21 protein-coding genes are annotated in these 23,074 nt (G+C 61.9%); 15 read left to right on the plus strand and 6 right to left on the minus strand.

Features of this window, described 5'->3' with window-relative positions:
* Positions 1-17: 17 nt before the first annotated feature.
* Entirely contained in the window at positions 18-776 is a 759-nt protein-coding gene (gene mlaA / locus EKL15_RS17720) for a phospholipid-binding lipoprotein MlaA (protein WP_049200138.1), read from the plus strand.
* Positions 777-892: 116 nt separating this feature from the next.
* On the opposite strand, the gene fadL is transcribed toward mlaA, so the two are convergent.
* Positions 893-2,233 (minus strand): long-chain fatty acid transporter FadL, encoded by a 1,341-nt coding sequence (fadL, locus tag EKL15_RS17725; RefSeq protein WP_087763423.1) that lies wholly within the window; start codon positions 2,231-2,233, stop codon positions 893-895.
* Between the two features lie 405 nt (positions 2,234-2,638).
* Here fadL and EKL15_RS17730 point away from each other — a divergent pair, with 405 nt between their 5' ends.
* From EKL15_RS17730 to sixA, 4 genes are all read left to right on the plus strand, one after another.
* Positions 2,639-2,935 (plus strand): YfcZ/YiiS family protein, encoded by a 297-nt coding sequence (locus EKL15_RS17730; protein WP_072145088.1) that lies wholly within the window; start codon positions 2,639-2,641, stop codon positions 2,933-2,935.
* A 197-nt stretch (positions 2,936-3,132) separates the two neighbouring features.
* Positions 3,133-4,443 (plus strand): acetyl-CoA C-acyltransferase FadI, encoded by a 1,311-nt coding sequence (gene fadI, locus EKL15_RS17735; RefSeq protein WP_033653729.1) that lies wholly within the window; start codon positions 3,133-3,135, stop codon positions 4,441-4,443.
* Positions 4,443-6,608, plus strand: coding sequence for a fatty acid oxidation complex subunit alpha FadJ (fadJ, locus tag EKL15_RS17740; RefSeq protein WP_203090204.1), 2,166 nt, complete (start codon positions 4,443-4,445; stop codon positions 6,606-6,608). Before fadI ends, fadJ begins: the two co-directional genes overlap by 1 nt.
* Before the next feature lie 388 nt (positions 6,609-6,996).
* Complete coding sequence (gene sixA, locus EKL15_RS17745; protein ID WP_203090144.1) at positions 6,997-7,479, plus strand: phosphohistidine phosphatase SixA; 483 nt, start codon at positions 6,997-6,999, stop codon at positions 7,477-7,479.
* A 67-nt stretch (positions 7,480-7,546) separates the two neighbouring features.
* On the opposite strand, the gene smrB is transcribed toward sixA, so the two are convergent.
* On the minus strand, positions 7,547-8,077 hold the full coding sequence (gene smrB / locus EKL15_RS17750; RefSeq protein ID WP_004936226.1) for an endonuclease SmrB: 531 nt from the start codon (positions 8,075-8,077) through the stop codon (positions 7,547-7,549).
* A gap of 170 nt (positions 8,078-8,247) precedes the next feature.
* Here smrB and prmB point away from each other — a divergent pair, with 170 nt between their 5' ends.
* The 6 genes from prmB to EKL15_RS17780 all read left to right on the plus strand — a co-directional run bounded on the left by prmB (position 8,248) and on the right by EKL15_RS17780 (position 12,926).
* Positions 8,248-9,180, plus strand: coding sequence for a 50S ribosomal protein L3 N(5)-glutamine methyltransferase (gene prmB, locus EKL15_RS17755; RefSeq protein WP_033648158.1), 933 nt, complete (start codon positions 8,248-8,250; stop codon positions 9,178-9,180).
* A gap of 65 nt (positions 9,181-9,245) precedes the next feature.
* Positions 9,246-10,331: a chorismate synthase gene (aroC, locus tag EKL15_RS17760; protein WP_033635387.1), complete on the plus strand. Its 1,086-nt coding sequence runs from the start codon at positions 9,246-9,248 to the stop codon at positions 10,329-10,331.
* Between the two features lie 5 nt (positions 10,332-10,336).
* Positions 10,337-11,164 (plus strand): penicillin-insensitive murein endopeptidase, encoded by an 828-nt coding sequence (mepA, locus tag EKL15_RS17765; RefSeq protein ID WP_038876512.1) that lies wholly within the window; start codon positions 10,337-10,339, stop codon positions 11,162-11,164.
* A 3-nt stretch (positions 11,165-11,167) separates the two neighbouring features.
* Complete coding sequence (locus tag EKL15_RS17770; protein ID WP_025303718.1) at positions 11,168-11,974, plus strand: sulfite exporter TauE/SafE family protein; 807 nt, start codon at positions 11,168-11,170, stop codon at positions 11,972-11,974.
* Between the two features lie 80 nt (positions 11,975-12,054).
* Positions 12,055-12,612, plus strand: coding sequence for an elongation factor P hydroxylase (locus EKL15_RS17775; protein ID WP_084827332.1), 558 nt, complete (start codon positions 12,055-12,057; stop codon positions 12,610-12,612).
* 32 nt (positions 12,613-12,644) lie between these two features.
* On the plus strand, positions 12,645-12,926 hold the full coding sequence (locus EKL15_RS17780) for a YfcL family protein (protein WP_016926855.1): 282 nt from the start codon (positions 12,645-12,647) through the stop codon (positions 12,924-12,926).
* 41 nt (positions 12,927-12,967) lie between these two features.
* Here EKL15_RS17780 and mnmC read toward each other — a convergent pair whose 3' ends face one another.
* A complete protein-coding gene (gene mnmC, locus EKL15_RS17785; protein ID WP_060420845.1) occupies positions 12,968-14,989 on the minus strand; it encodes a bifunctional tRNA (5-methylaminomethyl-2-thiouridine)(34)-methyltransferase MnmD/FAD-dependent 5-carboxymethylaminomethyl-2-thiouridine(34) oxidoreductase MnmC in 2,022 nt (673 codons plus the stop codon).
* A 170-nt stretch (positions 14,990-15,159) separates the two neighbouring features.
* Here mnmC and fabB point away from each other — a divergent pair, with 170 nt between their 5' ends.
* Entirely contained in the window at positions 15,160-16,380 is a 1,221-nt protein-coding gene (gene fabB / locus EKL15_RS17790; RefSeq protein ID WP_016926857.1) for a beta-ketoacyl-ACP synthase I, read from the plus strand.
* 212 nt (positions 16,381-16,592) lie between these two features.
* The gene (locus EKL15_RS17795; protein WP_004936201.1) at positions 16,593-16,814 is read left to right on the plus strand and encodes a hypothetical protein; all 222 of its coding nucleotides are present in this window, start codon (positions 16,593-16,595) and stop codon (positions 16,812-16,814) included.
* A 62-nt stretch (positions 16,815-16,876) separates the two neighbouring features.
* Here the strand turns inward: EKL15_RS17795 and apbE are convergent, their stop codons facing one another.
* Positions 16,877-17,908, minus strand: a complete 1,032-nt coding sequence (gene apbE, locus EKL15_RS17800; protein WP_070915272.1) for an FAD:protein FMN transferase ApbE — start codon at positions 17,906-17,908, stop codon at positions 16,877-16,879.
* 154 nt (positions 17,909-18,062) lie between these two features.
* Here apbE and EKL15_RS17805 point away from each other — a divergent pair, with 154 nt between their 5' ends.
* Positions 18,063-19,175, plus strand: coding sequence for an SLC13 family permease (locus tag EKL15_RS17805; RefSeq protein WP_060419991.1), 1,113 nt, complete (start codon positions 18,063-18,065; stop codon positions 19,173-19,175).
* Here the strand turns inward: EKL15_RS17805 and pepT are convergent.
* The gene (pepT, locus tag EKL15_RS17810; RefSeq protein WP_141959836.1) at positions 19,172-20,419 is read right to left on the minus strand and encodes a peptidase T; all 1,248 of its coding nucleotides are present in this window, start codon (positions 20,417-20,419) and stop codon (positions 19,172-19,174) included. The genes EKL15_RS17805 and pepT overlap by 4 nt on opposite strands.
* Positions 20,420-20,636: 217 nt before the next feature.
* On the opposite strand from pepT, the gene EKL15_RS17815 reads away from it, so the two are divergent.
* Complete coding sequence (locus EKL15_RS17815; RefSeq protein ID WP_141959834.1) at positions 20,637-21,533, plus strand: endonuclease/exonuclease/phosphatase family protein; 897 nt, start codon at positions 20,637-20,639, stop codon at positions 21,531-21,533.
* Positions 21,534-21,559: 26 nt separating this feature from the next.
* Here the strand turns inward: EKL15_RS17815 and EKL15_RS17820 are convergent, their stop codons facing one another.
* A complete protein-coding gene (locus EKL15_RS17820; protein WP_203090147.1) occupies positions 21,560-22,993 on the minus strand; it encodes a PLP-dependent aminotransferase family protein in 1,434 nt (477 codons plus the stop codon).
* Positions 22,994-23,074: the final 81 nt, after the last annotated feature.

Genomic DNA, 23,074 nt, shown 5'->3' on the forward strand with positions numbered 1-23,074 from the left:
TTTTTATGGAGAAAAATATGAACTTTCGCCTGACTGGGGTGGCATTCGCAACGGTATTACTGGTGGGCTGTGCCAGCGCGCCAGACAAAGATCCGCAAGGGCGTTCCGATCCTTTGGAAGGATTTAACCGGACGATGTTCGACTTCAACTACAACGTCCTGGATCCTTATATCCTGCGCCCGGTCGCGGTGGCCTGGCGCGACTACGTGCCGATGCCGGCGCGTAACGGCATCAGCAACTTCACCTCTAACCTGGAAGAGCCGGCCAGCATGGTCAACGCCTTCCTGAAGGGCGATCCTTACCGCGGGATGATCCACTTCAACCGTTTCTTCCTGAATACCCTGCTCGGGATGGGCGGCCTGATCGACGTGGCCGGCATGGCCAACCCGAAACTGGCGCGCGAAGAACCCAACCGCTTCGGCAGCACGCTGGGCCATTACGATGTGGGTTACGGCCCGTACGTGATGTTGCCGGGCTACGGCAGCTTCACGCTGCGTGACGAAGGCGGCGATTTTGCGGATACGCTGTATCCGATGCTGAGCTACCTGACCTTCTGGATGTCGGCGGGCAAGTGGGTGGTCGAGGGGATCGAAACCCGCGCCCAGCTGTTGGATTCCGATGGTCTGCTGCGCAACTCTTCCGATCCTTACATCATGGTGCGCGAAGCTTACTTCCAGCGCCACGATTTCATCGCCAACGGCGGTTCGCTCAAGCCGGAAGAGAACCCGAACGCCAAGGCGATTCAGGGCGAACTGGACGAGATCGACTCGCAGTAATCACGGGCGTTACGCCAATGAAAACCCGCCGTCAGGCGGGTTTTTTATGCCGGCGGCAAGCGGCGGGCAAAAAAAAAGCGCCCCGAGGGGCGCTTTGGCTTCTTTCTCAAGCGAGATTAGAAACGGTAGTTGAAGTTGGCACCGTACAGCCAGGCCTTGCCCACCGAGTTGAAGGTGTATGGGCCTTCGTTGATGGTGACTTTCTGGCCGTGCATGTAGGACACACCGACGTCGACCGACGCGTCTTTGTTGAACGCGTAAGAGGTACCTGCGCTGACCCAGAAGCGGTCCTGATCCGGAATGGAGATAGAGCGGTTCTGTGCCGGCACCGGGCTGTCATCGAAGGCGACGCCGCCGCGGAAGGTCCAGTTGTCGTCGTAGAAGTAGGTGGTACCCAGCGCAATGCGGTAGGCATCGCGGAAGCCTTCATGCTTCTGGAACAGGGTCTGGCCGTTGCTGCCGGTGGCTCTCAGCTCCTGGAACTGGCTCCAGCTGGTGTACGCCAGGCTGTAGTGGATGGCCCACTGAGGCGCCACTTTGTTGTAGCCGGACAGTTCCCACATTTCCGGCAGGTTCAGATCCAGAGAGCCCGGGATGGTGCTGCCGCTAGTGCCCCACGGCAAACCAACGCCCAGCGCCTGGGTAATTGGGTTGTACTGTGCCGGCAGGCTGCTTTTGTAGTCGCCGTCGAACTTGATTTTCACTTCAGAACGGTAGGTGAAGCCGTAGCGGTTGTTTTCGTCCACTTCGTACAGCAGGCCGGCATTCCAGCCGAAGCCCCACTTATCGCCTTTCAGGTGAGAAATCTGGGTATCGCCAGGGATTTGAGCGATCATCCCGGCTTGCTGAGGCGTTAATTGACCGGTTTGCAGGCCTTGGCCGGCAAGCAGCTTCGGCAATTCGCCGGCGTAGCGTTCCAGTTTGGCTCTGGCGTATACGGCGTCGAAGCCCAGACCGAAGCTGAAGTGTTGATCCAGGCGGTAAGCCCCGCTCAGATTCAGGTTCAGGGTTTCCAGATCGGTTTTGCCGCCATAAGCGCCTGCGGTGTAGCCGTCGTTGAATTCGGTCGCCAGACCGTAGTTGCTGGTGACCGATCCGCCTACGGCGAATTGATCGTTAATCGGGTGAACATAATGCAGGTTCGGCACCCAGGCGGTTGGCGCGATGTTTTTCGCATCCAGGCTGGCGCCAGAAGGGGATTTGCCGGTGATGTCTACGTCCGGATCGATGAAGACCGCGCCGATGGAGAGTTCCGGGCGGGTATACATCATCAACAATGCCGGGTTGCGGCTCGCGGAGGCCGCCGTATCCGCCATGGCGCCTTCGCCAGAATACGAACGTCCTAAACCAGCTGCTGAGAACTCGTTCAGCTGGAATCCTGCGGCAGACACGTTTGAAGAAATAATTGCCACTGCAGCTGCGAGAGCTGATTTAGTCAATAGGTTTTTCTGGCTCATGACCAAAACCTCATTATGTGTTTATTATTTAAACTATTGTTACACGAAGTAACAAGGAGCGCGGGATTGTAGGGTCCGTTATCGTTCAGACAAATCAGACCAGTGGCTGAAGTATAGGTCTGACCTGTGAAAATGTTGCAAGTTTGTTTTTGAAATATTTCCAACCTGATATCAAAAAAGAGATCTGCTTAACAAAAAGCCAGCAGTAAATAACAAAATTCTTACCATTCCTTAGCAGGCGCTCATTTTTATTTGTGATTTCCATCACTTAAAACACCCAGTAAAAGTAAGTGCTAGTGATTGCCGGCGCGGAAGCGTAAAATACCTGCAGAATTTTGTGGCTTTGTGCCGGTGAGTAAAACGGCAATTTGGGCTGATAACCGAGGCCCTTGAGGAGAACCAATCATGTCAGATGCAATTAATAAATGCAGCGCCCAGGAAACCGCCGCGTGTTGCTGCGTGGATGTCGGCACCGTGATGGATAACACCGATTGCACCGCGTCCTACAGCCAGGTGTTCAGCAATCAACAAGATGCGGAAGCCATGCTGGCCGCCCTGAGCGAAAAGGCGCGCGCGGTAGAATCCGACCCTTGTGACATCAGCAGTAGCATTAAACCGGTTGACGGCGGCGTGCAGTTGGAGGCCGATTTCACCTTCGCCTGCCAGGCGGAAACCCTGATCTTCCAGCTCGGCCTGCGTTAATCCCCGCTTTACCCCCGGCGCCGCCTACCGTGCGTCGGGGATTGCCTTCCCTACATCGCCCCCCGATAGAAAGTGCGCCTGCTCGCAGTTTTGATCTCTGCCGGTTTGCCAAATGTAACCGTTTGGTTAACAATGACCTCATCAGGTCAGACCTCTTTCTGCCCATTGCGCTGACGTTATTTTCTTCAGGAGCATTTATGAGTAAGGCACTGCCGTTGGTGACCCGTCATGGTGACCGCATTGCGATTGTGAATGGACTACGTACCCCCTTTGCCAAACAGGCGACTGCCTATCACGGCATTCCGGCGGTGGATTTAGGGAAAACGGCGGTGAGCGAGCTGTTGGCGCGCAGCGGTATCGATCCGCAGCTTATCGAACAGCTGGTGTTCGGCCAGGTGGTGCAAATGCCCGAGGCGCCGAACATCGCGCGTGAAATCGTGCTGGGCACCGGCATGAGCGTCCATACCGACGCCTACAGCGTGTCGCGCGCCTGTGCCACCAGCTTCCAGGCGATCGCCAACGTGGCGGAGAGCATCATGGCCGGCAGCATCAGCGTCGGCATCGCCGGCGGGGCGGACTCTTCTTCCGTTTTGCCGATCGGCGTCAGCAAGGCGCTGGCACGCACGCTGGTGGACGTCAACAAGGCGCGTACGCTGTCGCAGCGTCTCAAACTGTTCAGCCGGCTGAAATTCCGCGATCTGATGCCGGTGCCACCGGCGGTGGCGGAGTATTCCACCGGACTGCGCATGGGCGATACCGCCGAGCAGATGGCGAAGAGCCACGGCATCACCCGCGAGGCGCAGGATGCGCTGGCGCACCGTTCCCACGAGCTGGCGGCCAAAGCCTGGCAGCAGGGGTGGCTGCGCGATGAGGTGATGACCGCCTACGTACCGCCTTACCGCGCGCAGCTTTCTGAAGACAACAACATCCGCAAAGATTCCAGCCTGGCGTCCTACGCCAAGCTGAAACCGGCGTTCGATCGCAAGCACGGTAGCGTCACCGCGGCCAACAGCACACCGTTGACCGACGGCGCGGCGGCGGTGTTGATGATGAGCGAGTCGCGCGCCAAAGAGCTGGGGCTGCAGCCGCTGGGCTATTTGCGCAGCTTTGCCTTCGCCGCCATCGACGTGTGGGAAGACATGCTGCTGGGGCCTTCCTACGCCACGCCGCTGGCGCTGGATCGCGCCGGTATCGGCCTGGCCGATCTGACGCTCATCGACATGCATGAAGCCTTCGCCGCGCAAACGCTGGCTAACCTGAAGATGTTCGCCAGCGAAGAGTTCGCCCGCGAGAAGCTTGGCCGCAGCCAGGCGATCGGCGAAGTGGACATGGACAAATTCAACGTTCTGGGCGGTTCCATCGCCTATGGCCACCCGTTCGCCGCCACCGGCGCGCGCATGATCACCCAGACGCTGCATGAGCTGAAACGTCGCGGCGGCGGGCTGGGCCTGACCACCGCCTGCGCCGCCGGCGGGTTAGGGGCCGCGATGATCGTGGAGGTGGAATGATGAGCTTTGAAAACGCATTGCATGAACAGCGCGCCAAACCGTCGGCCTTTCAGCTGACGATTCGCCCCGACAACATCGGCGTGATCACCATCGACGTACCGGGCGACAAGGTGAATACGCTCAAGGCCGAGTTCGTCGAACAGGTGAACGACGTGCTGATCCGGGCGCAACAGCATACCGCGCTGGAAGGGTTGGTGATCGTTTCCGGCAAGCCGGACTCGTTTATCGCCGGCGCCGACATCACCATGATTGCCGCCTGCACCAGCGCCAAAGAGGCGGAAACGCTGGCCAAGAAAGGGCAGAGCACGCTGGCGCAGATCGCCGCGTTCCCGGTGCCGGTGGTGGCGGCCATTCACGGCGCCTGCCTGGGCGGTGGGCTGGAACTGGCGCTGGCCTGCCACGGCCGCGTCTGTTCGCTCGATGACAAAACCGCGCTTGGGCTGCCGGAAGTGCAGCTGGGCCTGCTGCCGGGCTCCGGCGGTACGCAGCGCCTGCCGCGCCTGGTCGGCGCTGCCAAGGCGCTGGACATGATCTTGACCGGCAAGCACATTCGTGCCCGCCAGGCGCTGCGCATGGGGTTGGTTGACGACGCCGTGCCGCAGTCGATTCTGTTGCAGACCGCTATCGAGCGGGTGAAACAGGGCTGGAAACATCAGCGCGAGCTGCCGTGGCAGGATCGCCTGCTCAACGGCCCGCTGGGCAGAAATCTGTTGTTCAGCATCGTGCGCAAGAAAACGTTGGCGAAAACCCACGGCAACTACCCGGCGGCGGAACGCATCATTCAGGTGGTGCGCACCGGGCTGGATCACGGCAGCGCCAGCGGTTATGAGGCCGAAGCGCGCGCCTTCGGCGAACTGGCGATGACGCCGCAGTCGGCGGCGCTGCGCAGCCTGTTCTTCGCCTCCACCGCGCTGAAAAAAGAGCGGGGCGGCAATGCTCAGCCGCGCGCCCTGCACCGCGTCGGCATTCTCGGCGGCGGTCTGATGGGCGGCGGCATCGCCTGCGTCACCGCCACCCGCGGCGGTTTGCCGGTTCGCATCAAAGACATCAATGAAACCGGCATCAATCACGCGCTGAAATACAGCTGGGACGTGCTCGGCAAGCGGGTGCGCAGCAAGCGCATGCGCCCGGCCGAGCGGCAAAAACAGATGATGCTGATCTCCGGCTCTACCGATTACACCGGCTTTGAACAGGTGGATGTCGTGGTCGAGGCGGTGTTTGAAGATTTGGCGCTGAAGCAGCAGATGGTGGCCGAGGTCGAAGCAAACTGCGCGCCGCATACCGTGTTCGCCTCCAATACCTCCTCGCTGCCTATCGGCCGCATCGCCGAAAAAGCCCAGCGGCCGCAGCAGGTGATCGGCTTGCACTACTTCAGCCCGGTGGACAAGATGCCGCTGGTGGAAGTGATCCCGCACGCCGGCACCAGCGAAGAGACCATCGCCACCACCGTGGCGCTGGCGCACAAGCAGGGCAAGACCGCCATCGTGGTGGGCGACAGCGCCGGTTTTTACGTCAACCGCATCCTGGCGCCGTACATCAACGAAGCGGCGCGCTGCCTGCTGGAAGGCGAGCCGATGGAGTCGCTGGACAAGGCGCTGGTGGACTTCGGTTTCCCGGTCGGCCCCATCACCCTGCTGGATGAAGTGGGCATCGACGTCGGTACCAAGATCATCCCGGTACTGGTCGAGGCGCTGGGGCCGCGCTTCGCCGCGCCGGCTGCGTTCGATGCGGTGCTGAAAGACGGGCGCAAAGGGCGCAAGAACGGCCGCGGCTTCTATCTCTACCCGAGCGAAGGGCAGCAGCGGCAGCGGCGCAAACATGCGGATACCTCATTGTATACGCTGCTCGGCGTCACGCCGAAGGCGCACATGCTGCCGGCGACCGTCGCTCAACGCTGCGTGATGATGATGCTGAACGAAGCGGCGCGCTGCCTGGACGAAGGCGTGATCCGCAGCGCGCGCGACGGCGACATCGGCGCAGTGTTTGGCATCGGCTTCCCGCCGTTCCTCGGCGGCCCGTTCCGCTATATGGACGAACTCGGCGCCGAGAAAGTGGTGAAGACGCTGGACTACCTGCGTCAGCAGCACGGCGAGCACTTCGCCCCGTGCGAACGCCTGCAGCGCATGGCGCAGCAGGGCGAGCGCTTTTACCCGCAGGGGAGCTGAACGCAGGGCGGCCCGATTTGCACTATAGTTGCAACAGGGCCGCGTTGTGATCGCCATCACTCCTTGCAACAGCGTCAGCCGGTGAGGCTGTACAGCGAGGCGCAGGCAGCGGTAAGTTAGCTTGACCGCCATCAATAAATTTCATGGCGGCAAGGTTAAAATTTAACCCGTTGAATTGCTTGTTCTGTGAGCAATCGAGGTTTGCCCGGAGAGGATTGCTGTAAAAAACAGCGTTTTCTTTACGTAAACTTTCAGGCAAAATGCCCGGCCGCCATAAAGAGACGGCGCGTTATCGTTTTAAAGCTTTGGCTTTGGGTTGTAAAACTCGGCGGTACAGCACGCACGGCGTTTCTGTATAGCGTTACTTTGTCAACAACAGCGGTGCAATATGCAAGTTTTGATTATGCGTCACGGAGAGGCGGCGCTCGAGGCAGCCAGCGATGCGGTAAGGCCCCTTACCCTATGCGGCCGCGACGAGTCCCGTCAGATGGCGGCCTGGTTGAACACCAAGTCTGTGGATATTGAACGCGTGCTGGTCAGCCCCTATCTGCGGGCCGAACAGACGCTGGCGACGGTGCGTGAAGCCTTGACGCTGCCGGAGGGCGAAGAAGTGCTGCCCGAGCTGACGCCGGGCGGCAACGCCGAACAGGTCGGCAGCTACCTGCAAGCGCTGGCGATGCAAGGGGTGAGCTCGGTGCTGATCGTGTCGCACCTGCCTCTGGTGGGCTATCTGGTGGCCGAACTGTGCCCGAGTGAGTGCCCTCCGATGTTCGCGACCTCGGCGATTGCCAACGTCGATCTGCCGGCGGACGGCAGCTACGGCAAGTTTGAATGGCAGGTCAGCCCGTCGCAGGTGATGGCCAAAGTGTGAGCCGCGGATGCGGTGCGGAATAAACTCAGGGCGATGTCTGACATCGCCCTGAGTCGTTTCTGCGGGTCTACTCGGCCAGTTCCACCAACAGCAGGATGGCGGCGTTGCCGCCCCATTCCTTCGGCGCCTGGTGGAACGCCAGCACGTCGGGATGCTGCGCCAGCCACAGCGGCGTTTGCTGTTTGAGAATGTGCTTGCCGTGCCCGTGCATCACGCAGGCGCAGTGCACGTGTTCACGTTTGCAGGCGGCGATCAGCGCCCCCAGCTCCTGCTTGGCCTGCAACTGGGTCAGGCCGTGCAAATCGAGAAACAGCTCCGGCGAATAATCGCCGCGTCGCAGCTTCTTCAGCTCATACGGGCTGCTGCCGGGGCGCACGTAGCGCGTCGGGCCTTCCTCTTCCAGCTGCGGCTGGTATTCATCTGAAAAATAATAGCTGGCATCGACCTGCTCCTGCAGCAGCCGCTGCGGGGCAATCTGTTTGACCTTGGGTTTCGGCGGGCGGTGGACGATGGTGTCCTGGCGCAGCTTTTTCGCGCCCGCCACCGACTCTCTGAAGAGCTGTTGTTCGTCTTTGCTCAGAGGGGGCTTGTTCTTCATGCTTCATTCACCGGAAATCGTTTATTTCGCTAGTTTACCTTGTGAACGAGCGCTGTCGACGCAAAACTCGGACCAGAATGAAAAGCGCGAGGGGCAAGCGTGATTTGTCGCGGGCTTCATGGCAAACTATGCGGCTAAATCATGAAACACAGCGCCTGCCGGAGGGCAAATTGGACAAAATTTTCGTCGACGAAGCAGTGAACGAACTGCACACCATTCAAGATATGCTGCGCTGGACGGTAAGCCGTTTCAACGCCGCCAATATCTACTATGGTCACGGAACCGATAATCCGTGGGACGAAGCGGTGCAATTGGTGCTGCCAAGCCTGTTCCTGCCGTTGGATATTCCGGAGGACATGCACACCGCCCGTCTGACCTCCAGCGAGCGCCATCGCATCGTTGAGCGCGTGATCCGCCGCGTCAACGAGCGCATCCCGGTCGCCTACCTGACCAACAAGGCCTGGTTCTGCGGCATGGAATTCTACGTCGACGAGCGCGTGCTGGTGCCGCGTTCGCCGATCGGCGAGCTGATCAACGATCGCTTCAGCGCGCTGATCCCACACCCGCCACGCCATATCCTCGACATGTGCACCGGCAGCGGCTGTATCGCCATCGCCTGCGGCTACGCTTTCCCGGAGGCGGAAGTGGACGCGGTGGACATCTCCAGCGAGGTGCTGGCGGTGACCGAGCGCAACATTCAGGCGCACGGCGTCGAACATCAGGTGATCCCGATCCGTTCCGATCTGTTCCGCGACGTTCCCGCGATCCAATACGATCTGATCGTCACCAACCCGCCGTACGTCGATGCGGAAGACATGTCCGATCTGCCGCAGGAGTTCCGCTTTGAGCCGGAGCTGGGCCTGGCGGCGGGCAGCGACGGCCTGAAGCTGGTGCGCCGCATCCTGGCCTGCGCGCCGGACTACCTGACCGACGACGGCGTGCTGATTTGTGAAGTGGGTAACAGCATGGTACACCTGATGGATCAATATCCGGACATTCCGTTCACCTGGCTGGAGTTCGAAAACGGCGGCGACGGCGTGTTCATGCTGACCAAACAGCAGCTGGTGGATTGCAAGGAACACTTCAGCCTCTACCGCAGCTAAACCGCATTTCCAGGGCCCGCACGGCGGGCCTCATAACGATAAAAGACTAACGGTAAGGAGCCGTGATGGCAGGAAACAGTATTGGGCAGATTTTCCGCGTCACCACCTTCGGTGAATCTCACGGGGTGGCGCTGGGTTGTATCGTCGACGGCGTGCCGCCCGGCATTCCGCTCACCGAAGCCGATTTGCAACACGATCTGGACCGCCGTCGTCCGGGCACCTCGCGTTACACCACCCAGCGCCGCGAACCGGATCAGGTGCGCATTCTCTCCGGCGTATTCGAAGGCGTGACCACCGGCACCAGCATCGGTTTGATCATTGAGAACACCGATCAGCGCTCACAAGACTACAGCGCCATCAAAGACGTGTTCCGTCCCGGGCATGCCGACTACACCTACGAACAGAAATACGGCCTGCGCGACTATCGCGGCGGCGGCCGTTCTTCGGCGCGTGAAACCGCCATGCGCGTCGCGGCGGGCGCTATCGCCAAGAAATACCTGCAGCAGAAGTTCGGCGTGCAGGTACGCGGCTATCTGGCGCAGATCGGCGACGTGACCTGCGAGCTGAAAGACTGGGATCAGGTCGAGCAGAACCCGTTCTTCTGCCCGGATCCGGACAAGCTGGAAGCGCTGGACGAACTGATGCGCGCGCTGAAAAAAGAGGGCGACTCCATCGGCGCCAAGGTCAGCGTGATCGCAGAAAACGTGCCGGTTGGCCTGGGCGAGCCGGTATTTGACCGTCTCGACGCCGATCTGGCGCATGCGCTGATGAGCATCAACGCGGTGAAAGGCGTTGAGATCGGCGACGGGTTTGCCGTGGTGACCAAACGCGGCAGCGAAAACCGCGATGAAATCACCCCGGAAGGCTTCCAGAGCAACCATGCCGGCGGCATTCTCGGCGGCATCAGCAGCGGCCAACCGGTGGTGGCGCATCTGGCGCTGAAGCCGACCTCCAGCATCATGGTGCCGGGCCGCACCATCAATCGCCAGGGCGAAGCGGTGGAAATGGTCACCCGCGGTCGCCACGATCCGTGCGTGGGCATCCGCGCCGTGCCGATCGCCGAAGCGATGATGGCGATCGTGCTGATGGATCACCTGCTGCGTCAGCGTGCGCAAAACGGTGATGTGGTTTCCGACGTGCCTCGCTGGTAATCGCCATGAAAAACTGGATGTTGGGCCTGGTGGCCCTGACGGCCTCCGCCTCCGCCATGGCGCTGACGCCGTGGCAGAAAATCGATCACCCGGTGGCCGGCGCGCCGCAGGCGGTGGGCGGTTTCGCCAACGGCTGCATCATCGGCGCGCAGCCGTTGCCGCTGAACTCACCGAACTACCAGGTGATGCGTACCGACCAGCGCCGCTATTTCGGCCACCCGGATCTGCTGGCGTTTATTCAGCGCCTCAGCAGCCAGGCGAACCAGAAAGCGCTGGGCACGGTGCTGATCGGCGACATGGCGATGCCGGCCGGCGGCCGCTTCAGCAGCGGCCACGCCAGCCACCAGTCGGGGCTCGACGTCGACATCTGGCTGCAGCTGCCGCGCCAACGCTGGAGCGCGCAGCAATTGCTGAAACCACAGCCGATCGACCTGGTATCAGGGGACGGCAAACAGGTGGTGGCCAGCCAATGGCAGCCGCAAATTGAGTCGCTGATCAAGCTGGCGGCGCAGGACGCGGAGGTGACGCGCATCTTCGTCAACCCGGCGATCAAGCAGCGCCTGTGCCTGGATGCCGGCGCCGATCGCGCCTGGCTGCACAAGGTGCGCCCGTGGTTCGGCCATCGTGCGCACATGCACGTGCGCCTGCGTTGCCCGGCCGGCAGCCTGGAGTGCCAGGAGCAGGATACGCCGCCGCCGGGTGACGGCTGCGGGGCCGAACTGGCGAGCTGGTTCGTGCCGCATCAGCCTAACGCCAAGCCGGGCAAATCCGTGCCGCCGCCGTTACCGCCGACCTGTCAGGCATTGCTGGATCACCATTTCTCAGCGGAATAACACATGGACTGGTTTGTCATTGGCCCCGAGATGCTCGGGGTGTTGTTTGCGGTAGCGCTGCTGGCGGGGTTTATCGACTCCATCGCCGGCGGCGGTGGGTTGCTGACGGTACCGGCCCTGCTGGCGGTGGGGGTTCCCCCGGCGCAGGCGCTGGCCACCAACAAGCTGCAGTCGGTCGGCGGCTCCTTCTCCGCCAGCCTGTACTTTATTCGTCGGCGCGCGGTGAACCTCAATGACCAAAAGCTGACGATATTTCTGACGCTGATCGGTTCGATCGCCGGCGCCATTCTGGTGCAGCATATGCGCGCCGATTTGCTGCGGCAGATGTTGCCGCTGCTGGTGATCGGCATCGGCCTCTACTTCTTACTGATGCCGCGGCTGGGTGAGGAAGATCGTCAACGCCGCCTCGGCGCCTTGCCGTTTGGGCTGGTGGCCGGTGGCTGCGTCGGGTTTTACGACGGTTTCTTCGGCCCCGGCGCCGGGTCTTTCTACGCGTTGGCCTATGTGACGCTGTGCGGTTTTAACCTCGCCAAGTCCACGGCGCATGCCAAGGTGCTGAACTTCACCTCCAACGTCGGCGGGTTGGCGCTGTTCATCATCGGCGGCAAGGTGGTGTGGAGCATCGGTTTGGTGATGCTGGTGGGGCAGGTGCTGGGGGCGCGTCTGGGGGCGCACATGGTGCTGACCCGGGGGCAGAAGCTGATTCGGCCGATGATCGTGATCGTCTCACTGGTGATGAGCCTCAAGCTGCTGTACGACAATCACGGCGCGGAAATTCAGCAGTGGTTGACCGCCTTGGTGCACGGTTAAAGATGAAGAGGGGGCGTTGCTTACGCGCCCTGTCTTATCGGGTATAATGGCCTCTTTATTTTTGTGGTTATAGAGTTTTTATGTCAGACACGCAGACCCGCTATCACTATGAACAGCTGATCGAGATCTTCAATCAGTGCTTCAGCGATGATTACAACACCCGCCTGGTGAAGGGCGACGACGAGCCTATCTATCTGCCGGCCGACGACGAACTGCCGTATCACCGCATCGTGTTCGCCCATGGCTTCTACGCCAGCGGCCTGCACGAAATCTCGCACTGGTGCATCGCCGGCGAAGCGCGCCGCCAGCTGGTGGACTTCGGTTACTGGTATTGCCCGGACGGGCGCGACGCGCAAACCCAGAGTGAATTCGAAGCGGTAGAGATCAAACCGCAGGCGCTGGAATGGATGTTCTGCGTGGCGGCCGGTTTCCCGTTCAACGTCAGCTGCGACAACCTGAACGGCGACTGCGAGCCGGATCGCATCGCGTTCCAGCGCAAGGTGCGCGCCCGGGTATTGGCGCTGCTGGAGCAGGGAATACCCACACGGCCTGCGCGCTTTATTCAGGCGTTGCAATCGTTCTACAATACGCCACCGTTGGCGGCCGAGCATTTTCCGTACCCGGAAGATCTCAACTGACGCCACAGTCCGCTATTTAATGAGGAAATTTGATGATCGCAGAATTCGAAGCGCGCATTTTGGCGCTGATTGATGACATGGTAGAGCACGCCAGCGATGATGAACTGTTTGCCGGTGGCTACCTGCGCGGTCATCTGACGCTGGCGGTGGCCGAAGCGGAAGAGCAGGGTGAGCACACTGCCGAAGCGCTGAAGGCGCGGGTGGAAGAGAGCCTGCACAAGGCGATCGCCGCCGGGGAACTCTCGCCGCCGGATCAGATCCTGGTGCGCGGCATGTGGGAAAACCTCTATCAGGCCGCCACGCCTGCCGCCTGACCGCCATGCCGGGGCGCATCACCGCGCCCCTCATTTATGAATTAAACCGCACGCCCTTTCAGCAGCTTTCGTACCCACATCCGATTCGGATTCAACGCCGCCAGCAGGCGCGCATCGCCCGGCAACGGTTCGCCGAACAGCTGCGCCGCCAGAATTTCCGCCGCCAGCGGCGCCGAGCACAGCCCGCGCGATCCCAACCCGCCGATAGCGAACAGGCCGGGATAGACCGGCGCATCGGCGACGGTTTCGCCGCGCTGGTTCTGCCGCTGCAAATCCTGATACTGCGTCACCGTGGCCTGATAGTCCGGCAGCGCGCCGACCATCGGCAAATGATCGCGGGTGGCGCTGCGCACGCCGCAGCGCGCCTGATGAGCGCTGACGTCCACCTGCTGCGGCCAGGCCTGCTCAGGCAGGCAGCGCAGCAGGCGCTCGCGGTTTTCCTGTTGCTCCTGCTCGCGGTAGTCGGTGGCGGTGTCGCCACGCTGGTAGCTGGCGCCGATGCAGTGTTGGCCGTTGTTGGCGTTGACCGGCGTCAGGTAGCCGTCGTAGCACAAGACCTGTTTCAACTGACCGAGGGCCGGCGAGCTTGGGATGTGCGACACCTGCCCGCGCACCGAGTACAGCGGCAGGGCTTGCGTCGGCGCCAGCTCGGCCAACCGGTGCCCGTTGGCCAGGATCACTGTCGCATGGCGGTGGCTTTCGCCGTGGGTGAAGTCGATACGCCAGCCGTTTTCTTCACGCGCCAGCGCCTGCGCATCGTGCCGGTAGCGGCAGACCAGACCCTGCCGCTGCGCCAGCGCGATAGCGCCGCGCGTCAGCTCGGCCGGGCAGAGCCAGCCGCCCTGCGGGTAGGTGATGCCGCCAAAGCCGGTATCGACGCCGCACAGTTCACTGAGCGTCTCGCGGTCGGCCGCCATCGCCAGCGCCGGCGGCCAGTCGGTTTTCAGCATATTGGCGATCTTGGCCCCACTCTTTTCGTCGTAGGCCAGCTGGCTGACGCCGCACCACTGGTGATCAAAGGTGACGCCTTGTTGCAAGAGGGTGTCGTATTGACGACGGGCGAAGGGAAACGCGGCGCTGAAGAAACTCTCCAGCGCGTCGCCGCTGCCGTTCAACAGAGGATAAATCGCCCCCTGACGGTTGCCGGAAGCGCCCTCGGCCGCCTGCTCGTCGGCGCAGTACAGCGTGACGCTGGCGCCGCGCCGCAATAAGGCCAACGCGGTGAGCGCGCTGGCGACGCCGCCGCCGATCAGGGCGATGTCGGCGGTGTTGTCCGCCGCCGGACGCCGATACCAGGGCGCCGGGTGGGGTGTAGGCTGCGTATCGGCCGGCAGACCGCCGGCGAGCATCTCACGTTTTTGGCCGAAGCCTTTGCAACGGTTGACCTGAAAACCGGCCTGCTGCAAGCCGCGGCGCACGAAGCCGGCGGCGGTAAAGGTGGCGAAGCTGCCTTCCGGCCGGGCGAAACGCGCCATGGCGGCGAACAGTTGCTCGGTCCACATGTCGGGATTTTTGGCCGGTGCGAAGCCGTCGAGGAACCAGGCGTCGACCTGGTTATTCATGCTGGCGTCGAACTGAGGCAGCAATTCGTTGACGTCACCGAACCACAGATCGAGCGTAATGCGGCCTTCGGCCAACAGCAGGCGATGGCAGCCCGGCAGCGGCAGCGGCCATTGGGCGCGCAGCTCGTCGGCATAGGGAGCCAGCTCCGGCCAGCGCGCATGCGCCGCCGCCAGATCGGCCTGCTGCAGGGGGAATTTTTCAAAGCTGATAAAGTGCAGGCGTTGCAGTGCGGCGTCCGGCTCGGCCTGGCGGAAGCCCGCGAAGGCCTGCCACAGGGTCAGGAAATTGAGCCCGGTGCCGAATCCGGTTTCCGCCACCACCAACAGCGGGCGCGGGTGAGTGGCGAAACGCTGCGGCAGCCGGTTGCCGTGCAGGAAGACATAGCGGGTTTCTTCCAGCCCATCCTGATTGGAAAAATAGACGTCATCAAACTGTTTCGAAACAGGTGTACCCTGTTCGTTCCAGGTTAGCGTTGCGGTTTGGATGGGGGCGTGGTTCACGGTCAATAGCTCGAAATTCAAGGGATGCCGCGAATTCTAACGGCGCTGGCGCCCTGGCGCAAACTGGACAACAATAAAGCTGAAAAACGCTGATCGGACTTGTTCGGCTTACATCTGTACGCTAAAGTGCGATGCAAAATCCCGTAGGTAAATAGTGGAAGAGGTATTGAATGAAACGTGCAGTGATTACTGGCCTGGGAGTTGTCTCCAGCATTGGTAATAACCAGCAGGAGGTCCTGGCGAGCCTGCAGGAAGGACGTTCTGGGATCACTTTCTCCCAGGAACTGAAAGATTCCGGCATGCGTAGTCACGTATGGGGGCAAGTTAAGCTCGACACGACCGGCCTGATCGACCGCAAGGCGGTGCGTTTCATGAGCGATGCTTCCATCTATGCCTTCCTGGCGATGCAAGAAGCGATCGCTTCTTCCGGCCTGAAGGAAGAAGAGTATCAAAACAACCCGCGCGTGGGCCTGATCGCCGGTTCCGGCGGCGGTTCTCCGCGCTTCCAGGTGTTCGGCGCCGATGCGATGCGCAGCCCGCGCGGCCTGAAAGCGGTTGGCCCGTACGTGGTCACCAAAGCCATGGCTTCCGGCGTTTCCGCCTGCCTGGCGACGCCGTTCAAAATCCACGGCGTAAACTACTCCATCAGCTCCGCTTGCGCGACCTCTGCACACTGCATCGGTAACGCGGTTGAGCAAATCCAGCTGGGCAAACAGGACATCGTGTTCGCCGGCGGCGGCGAAGAGCTGTGCTGGGAAATGGCCTGCGAGTTCGACGCTATGGGCGCGCTGTCCACCAAGTACAACGACACGCCGGAAAAAGCCTCCCGCACCTACGACGCCGATCGTGACGGTTTCGTCATCGCCGGCGGCGGCGGTATGGTCGTGGTTGAAGAACTGGAGCACGCGCTGGCGCGCGGTGCGCACATCTACGCAGAAATCGTTGGCTACGGCGCAACGTCCGACGGCGCCGACATGGTTGCGCCATCGGGCGAAGGCGCAGTACGCTGCATGAAGATGGCGATGCAGGATCTGGATGCGCCTATCGACTACATCAACGTGCACGGCACCTCCACGCCGGTAGGCGACGTGAAAGAGCTGGGCGCGATTCGCGAAGTGTTCGGCGACAATACCCCGGCTATCTCCTCCACCAAGGCGATGACCGGTCACTCGCTGGGCGCCGCAGGCGTGCAGGAAGCGATCTACAGCCTGCTGATGCTGGAGCACGGCTTTATCGCGCCGAGCATCAACATCGAAACCCTGGATGAGCAGGCGGCCGGCATGAACATCGTGACTCAGCCGACTCAGCGCGAGCTGACCACGGTGATGTCCAACAGCTTCGGCTTCGGCGGCACCAACGCCACCCTGGTGATGCGCAAACTGGCGAAATAATTCCGCCTGAGCTTCATCTCGCCATCAAGCCCGCGTTTTCGCGGGCTTTTTACCGTTCAAAGCCCGCCGGGCGAGCGCTCGGAGTTTTCCCAAATCACATCCCCTGACACATCATTACCTCGCCATTACACGCGTTGGGCATACAATAGCCAGGTAGCGTGATTATCGCTCGGCGTGGCTTTCTAAAGTGATCGAACATTGAGGCAAGAAGTATGAAAAAGTTAATTGCGGTTGGGTTACTGTCGGCCGTGTTGGCCGGATGCGCCACTGATTCTCCCTGCGTTCCGGTCTACGATGACCAGGGGCGTCTGGTGCACACCAACACCTGCATGAAGGGCACCACTCAGGATAACTGGGAAACCGCGGGCGCGATCGCCGGCGGCGCGGCGGCAGTGGCCGGTCTGACTCTCGGCATCATCGCGCTGACCAAGTGATCGGCGCGGCGCCTGCGGGCGCATGCAACCAGCCCGGCCATTGCGTGCCGGGCTTTTTTATTTCACTGCACCAAAAACGCCTTGAACTGCGGCGTCATCACGGCGCTAAAGCCGTCGTCGGTTTTGCTGATCAGGTAGACCGCCAGCCCTTTCTCTTCGGCAAGTTTCAACGCTTTCTCCGTGCCCAGCACCATCAGGCCGGTATCCCAGCCGTCGGCCTCGAGCGCGGTGGGGGCGATCACCGTGGCGGAAACCAGCCGGTGGTTGATCGGCCTGCCGGTGGTCGGATCGATGACATGAGAGTAGCGCTGGCCGTTTTGTTCAAAGTAGTTGCGGTAGCTGCCGGCGGTGCTGATGCCGTAACCGTGCAGATCCACCAGCGCCTGCACCGCGTTTTCACGGTCGGTTGGCTTTTGGATTGCCACCCGCCAGGGTTTGCCCTGGCCGTTGACGCCGCGTGAAGAGACCGCGCCGCCGACCGATACCAGGTAGTTGGTAATGCCGTTGCGGTTCATCAGGCGCACCAGTTCATCGGCACCGTAGCCTTCGCCCAGCGTCGAGAGATCGACGTACATGTCCGGCAGATCTTTTTGCAGCCACTCCCCGCGATTGTCGCTGATAAGCTTCAGGTGCTGCAGGCCGATGCGCTGCTTCGCCGCGTCGATCTGCGCCTGTTCCGGCACCTTGACCGGATGCTTGTCGGGGCCGAATCCCCACAGGTTCACCAGTGGGCCAACGGTAATGTCCATGGCGCCGCCGGTATCGCGGCCGATGCGCTGGGCCATCAGCACGATGTCCGCCATGCCGCGCGGGATCGGCTGCGGTTCGAGGCTGGCGCTACGGTTAAATTGCGACAGCACCGAGTCGGCGCGGTAGGTGGAGATATCGTCGTTGGCCCGTTCGAGCACCGCGTCGATCTGCCGCTGCAGTTCTTGCTTGCCGATCGCGACGTCACCGCTGACTTTAACGCTGTAGAAGGTGCCCATGGTCTTGCCGTCGATAGCGATTTGCGGGCGGGAGGAGGCATCGTCGCAGGCGGCGAGCAGGGCGCATAAGGCGCTGAGCAACGCCCCTTTGGCGAACAGGGAAGCCATAACATGTCCTTTGAAAACGAGAAAGCCGCTACAAATAAAGTAAAGCGCGGCAAATGGAAAGCGGATAAAGGTAAAATAGCATTTTGCTGGCGTTGCGGCTGCGCCTGAGCTAACGTCTCGCTCATGCTTTTCGCTGAGGTTTCAAGCTGCCACCATGAGTGCAACCGCCATTTCCCGGCTTATCCATCCCTTTGTCAAAGACCGTTTCCTGCATGCGCTGTTGCTGGCCGGCGTGGCGATGTTCGCCTTTCATCCGCAGCCGCTGGCGGCGCTGGGCGGGTTTATCGACGGCCGCACCCTCATTACCCTGTTGGGGCTGATGCTGCTGACCAAAGGCGTCGAGGTCAGCGGCTACTTCGACGTCGTTGGCCGCAAGATTATCAACCGGCTGCATAGCGAACGGCGGCTGGCGCTGTTCCTGGTGTTTTCCGCCGCGCTGCTGTCGTCGTTTCTGACCAACGACGTGGCGCTGTTTATCGTCATTCCGCTCACCATCACGCTGAAAAAGCTATCGGCGCTGCCGGTGGGCCGTTTGATCATCTTTCAGGCGCTGGCGGTGAACGCCGGTTCGCTGCTGACGCCGATCGGCAACCCGCAAAATATCCTGCTGTGGAGCCGCTCCGGCCTTTCTTTCCTCGGCTTCATCGGCCAGATGGCGCCGTTTGGCGCCGCGATGATGCTGAGCCTGTTGGCGTTGACCTGGTTCAGCTTCCCGGCGCGCGACATCGTGAAAACGCCGAATACCGAGGGCTACCCCTATCAACGGCCGCTGTTGCTGAGCTGCGTGGGGCTGTATGCGATCTTCCTGCTGTGCCTGGATATCGGTCTGCCGCTGTATGGGCTGCTGGCGGTGTTCGCCGGCTTTTTGTTGCTGGCGCGCCGGGTGCTGTTGCAGATCGACTGGAGCCTGATTTTCGTGTTCGCCGCCATGTTTATCGATGTTGGCCTGTTTACCCGCCTGCCGCCGCTTCAGCCGGCGTTTGCCGCTATCGCCGGGCTGAGCGACGGCGGGGTGTATGCGCTGGGCGTCGGGCTGTCGCAGATCGTCAGCAACGTGCCGGCCACCATTTTGCTGCTCAACTATGTGCCCTCCAGCGCGCAGTTGGCCTATGCGGTCAATGCCGGCGGCTTCGGGTTGGCGGTCGGCTCGCTCGCCAACCTGATTGCGCTGCGCATGGCGGGGGAGCGCAAGATCTGGTTGCGCTTCCACTATTACTCGCTGCCGTTGCTGGCGTGGGCCGCGCTGGTCGGCTGGCTGTTGAGCTAGCCCGGATTACCGCTCTGCCGGGCGGCCAACAGGCAAATGCTGCGGGTTACCTGGTAGGATTTCACAAAGGCGCTGACGGGTAAAAACTCGAAGCGCGAGTGGAAGTTATGCGCGCCGGTGAAGTAATTGGGCGTCAGGATGCCGCGGCTCGAGAGCGCCGCGCCGTCGGTGCCGCCGCGCATCGGGATCACCTTCGGCGGGATGCCGTGGGCGGCAAGGGCGCCAAAGATCAGATCGATGGCGCGCCGATCTTCGCCGATGGCGTTGCTGATGTTGCTGTAGATGTCGCTGATGCTGCAGCTGACGTTGGCGCGCGGATAGTTGGCCGCCACCTGACGCACCGTCTCCTCAAGGCGGGTTTTGCGCGCCTCGAAGGTGGCGCGATCGAAGTCGCGAATCGACACCTTCAGCGTCGCCTGATTGGCATTGGCGGCCAGATCCGTGAACCAGAAATAGCCCTCGCGCCCGTCGGTGTGTTCCGGGGTATCCTGCACGTCGAATCGGTTGATGATGTCGTTGGCGATGCGTATCGGGTTGATTAACACGTTTTTCGCCGACATCGGGTGCGCGGTCACCCCTTCGATGCGGATCTCCGCCGACGCCGCGTTGAAATTCTCGTACACCACTTCACCCAGCTCGCAGCAGTCGATGGTGTAGGCGAAATCGACGGCGAAACGCTGCAGATCCAGCGCCTTGGCGCCGCGCAGGCCGATCTCTTCATCCGGCACGAACGCCACCACGATATCGCCGTGGCGATCGGCCGCGGTCAGGTTGGCCAGCAGCGTCATCACCACGGTGACCGCCGCCTTGTTGTCGGCGCCCAGTACGCTGGTGCCGTCGCTGAACAGGATCTCTTCGTTCCGGTAGGGCAGGATCTCCGGGTGCTCGGCGGTGCGCAGCCAGATATCTTGCTCGGTGTTCAGGCATAAATCTTCGCCGGTGAAGCGCAGGCGCTGCGGGCGAATTTCGGGCGACAGGCCGACGTCCACGGTGTCGATATGGGTGATGAAGCCGATGCGCGGCGCGCCGGGTTGGGTGCCGGGCTTGCGGGCGGTGACGGTGGCGTGGTCGTCTATCTGCACGTCGGCCAGGCCGAGCCGGCGCAGCTCTTCCGCCAGCAGCTGCGCCATCTCATGCTGCCCCGGCGTGCTGGGCAGGGTGGTTGCGGCGGCGTCGCTCTGGCTGGTCACCGCCAGGTAGCGGAAGAAACGTTCGGTGAGCTGTTCGGCAATCGGGCTGGTCATCGGAACTCCTCGCGGTTGGCAATCTACCGGTTTTAAAACGAAATCAGCCGTTTGTCCAACGGTGCAATGCGTAAACCGCCAGAATGCGAAGCATCGCGCAGAAACGAAAAATAGCGGTGAAACTAGGAAATCGTCGCAGGTTTCTGCGGCAAAATCGGTGTTAGCTGTGGGCCGGGAAGCGCCCGCATAACACTTATCTGTTCCTCAAGGAGAATTCATGCACACCGCTCACGCTCTGCTTATCACCTTACTGTCCCTTGGCCTTTCTCCCAGCGCCTGGTCCTCTGCCGACACCGGACATGCCAACAGCAACGCCAACAGCCGCGAAGTGGCTAGCGCGCTGGGCGGCCTGAAAAACAAAACCTACGAACTGGAACAGGCGCCGAAGATCCGCGTCGCCAGCTTCAATATCGCCGCCGGCAAGGTCAGCGACATGACCGCCATCGCCAAGGCGATTCGCGCGATGAACGTCGACGTGGTGGCGCTGCAAGAGGTGGATAAGCTCACCGCCCGCAGCGGCCGCGTCGATCAGGCGGCGGAGCTGGCGAAGCTGACCGGCATGCAAGCGGTGTTCGGCCGGGCGATCGACTTCGACGGCGGTGAATATGGCCTGGCGTTTCTCTCCAGGTATCCGCTGCACGACGCCGTGATCTATCCGCTGCCGTCCGGCCAGCGCGAACAGCGCATTGCCTTCAGCGCCAAGGTCGACGTGCCGGAGTTCCCGGCGCCGATCACCCTGTTCAACACCCACCTCGATACCAAGGAAGACCCGACAATGCGCCTGGATCAGGTGCGGGAGCTGAACGATCGCACCATCGAAGTGCGCGGTATCAAGCTGCTGTTCGGCGACATGAACGATGTGCCGGGCAGCGTGACCTGGCTGGAATTGAGCCGCTATTGGAACGACATCATGCCTAACGGGCAGGATGGCCGCAGCTGGCCGGCGGAAAACGCCGAGATCAAGGTGGATTACATCTTCACCGGCAACGCGCAGCGCTGGCATCTGGACAGCCTGACGGTACCGAACGCCAGCGGCGACTGGAACGGCGTGCATTGGCCGGCGGTGAGCGACCACCTGCCGCTGGTGGCGGAAATGCGCCTGACCGAGCAATAAGCCGGTCGCATTCCGTTGAGGCCGGGCTAAGCCACGGCGATCTGCGCCAGCCGCTCGACGGCGCTGCGGATCTCGCCCGGCGTCAGGGCCGAAAAGCCCAGCAGCCAGCCGTCGCGCTGCGCCTGAGCCGTCTGGTATTGTGCCGTCAGCCGGGGCGTGAGGATGCCGAGCCGCTGCGCCTGTCGGCTGAGCGCCGCCTCCTGGCCGGGCGGCAGCCAGACGCTGAGCTGCAGGCCGCCGGCGGCGGGAGCTGGCGTGGCGAAGTGGCCGAGTTTTTCGCGTACTTCCGCCAGTAACACATCGCGCCGGCTGCGGTAGAGCTGGCGCATATAGCGAATATGCGCGGCGAAGTGCCCCTGATGGATGAATTCGGCGGTGACCGCCTGCATCAGCTGCGCGCTGTGGCCGTCATACACCGTGCGCGCGGTGACGAACGCGTCAACCAGCGTGGGCGGGACGATCAGGTACGCCAACCGCAGCGAAGGGAACAGCGATTTGGAGAAGGTGCCGAGGTAAAGCACCCGGCCACGGCGATCCAGGCCCTGCATCGCCGGTATCGGCAGGCCGTCGTAATGAAACTCGCTGTCGTAATCGTCCTCGACGATCCAGGCCTGCCGCCTGTCCGCCAGCGCCAGCAGCGCCAACCGGCGTGCCAGGCTGAGCGCTGCGCCGGTTGGGTATTGGTGCGAGGGCGTCAGATAAATCAAACGAGGGTCAGGCAAGGAGGGGTCAGCACGCAGGCCGTCGCCGTCCACCGCGACCGGCGTCAGGGCGGCGCCGGCGCTGATAAAAGCATTTCTTGCCCCGGTGTAACCCGGTTCTTCCATCCAGACGCTGTCGCCGCTGTCCAGCAGCAGCGTGGCGATCAGCTGCAGCGCCTGCTGCGAACTGGTCAGCACGATAACCTGCCGTGCATCGCAGATCACGCCGCGCGTTTGATTGACGTGGGCGGCAATCGCTTCACGTAGCGGCAAATAGCCCTGAGGGTCGCCGTAGCGCAGCAGGCTTTCTCCCTGTAGCCGCAGGCGCTGTGCGGTCAGTTGCTTCCACAAGGCCAGCGGAAACGCGCGCAGATCCGGCGAGCCGGCGGCAAACGCCCGTGGCTGCTGCGGATCGCGGCAGCCGCCGGTTTGTACGATCTGTTGGCCGCGCTGCGAAAGGCGCGGTATGCCGGCAGCGGTCGCCGGCGGCGGTGATTTGGCGATGATAATCGCCACAAAGGTGCCCTGGCCGACGCGGCGCTGCAGGTATCCCTCCGCCTCCAACTGACCGTAGGCCGCTTCGACGGTCACCCGCGAGAGGCCCAGATCGCTGGCCAGCACCCGGCCGGAAGGCAGGCGTTGCCCAACGCTCAATGCCCCTTGGTGGATGGCCTGCCGTAATGCGCCGCACAGGCGATCGCGCAGCGTGCCGGCGGTGTGGGGCGATTGCTGAAACAACGTGACCAGCGAGTGCCGCATAATGGGTCTTATCACGGTTGGAAAATGGGTATCAATCATAAGACCAAAATGGGGCACTATTGTCATCTGTCTTGATGCACG

The organism is Serratia sp. 4542, from assembly GCF_016805595.1.
Lineage (GTDB): Bacteria > Pseudomonadota > Gammaproteobacteria > Enterobacterales > Enterobacteriaceae > Serratia > Serratia nevei.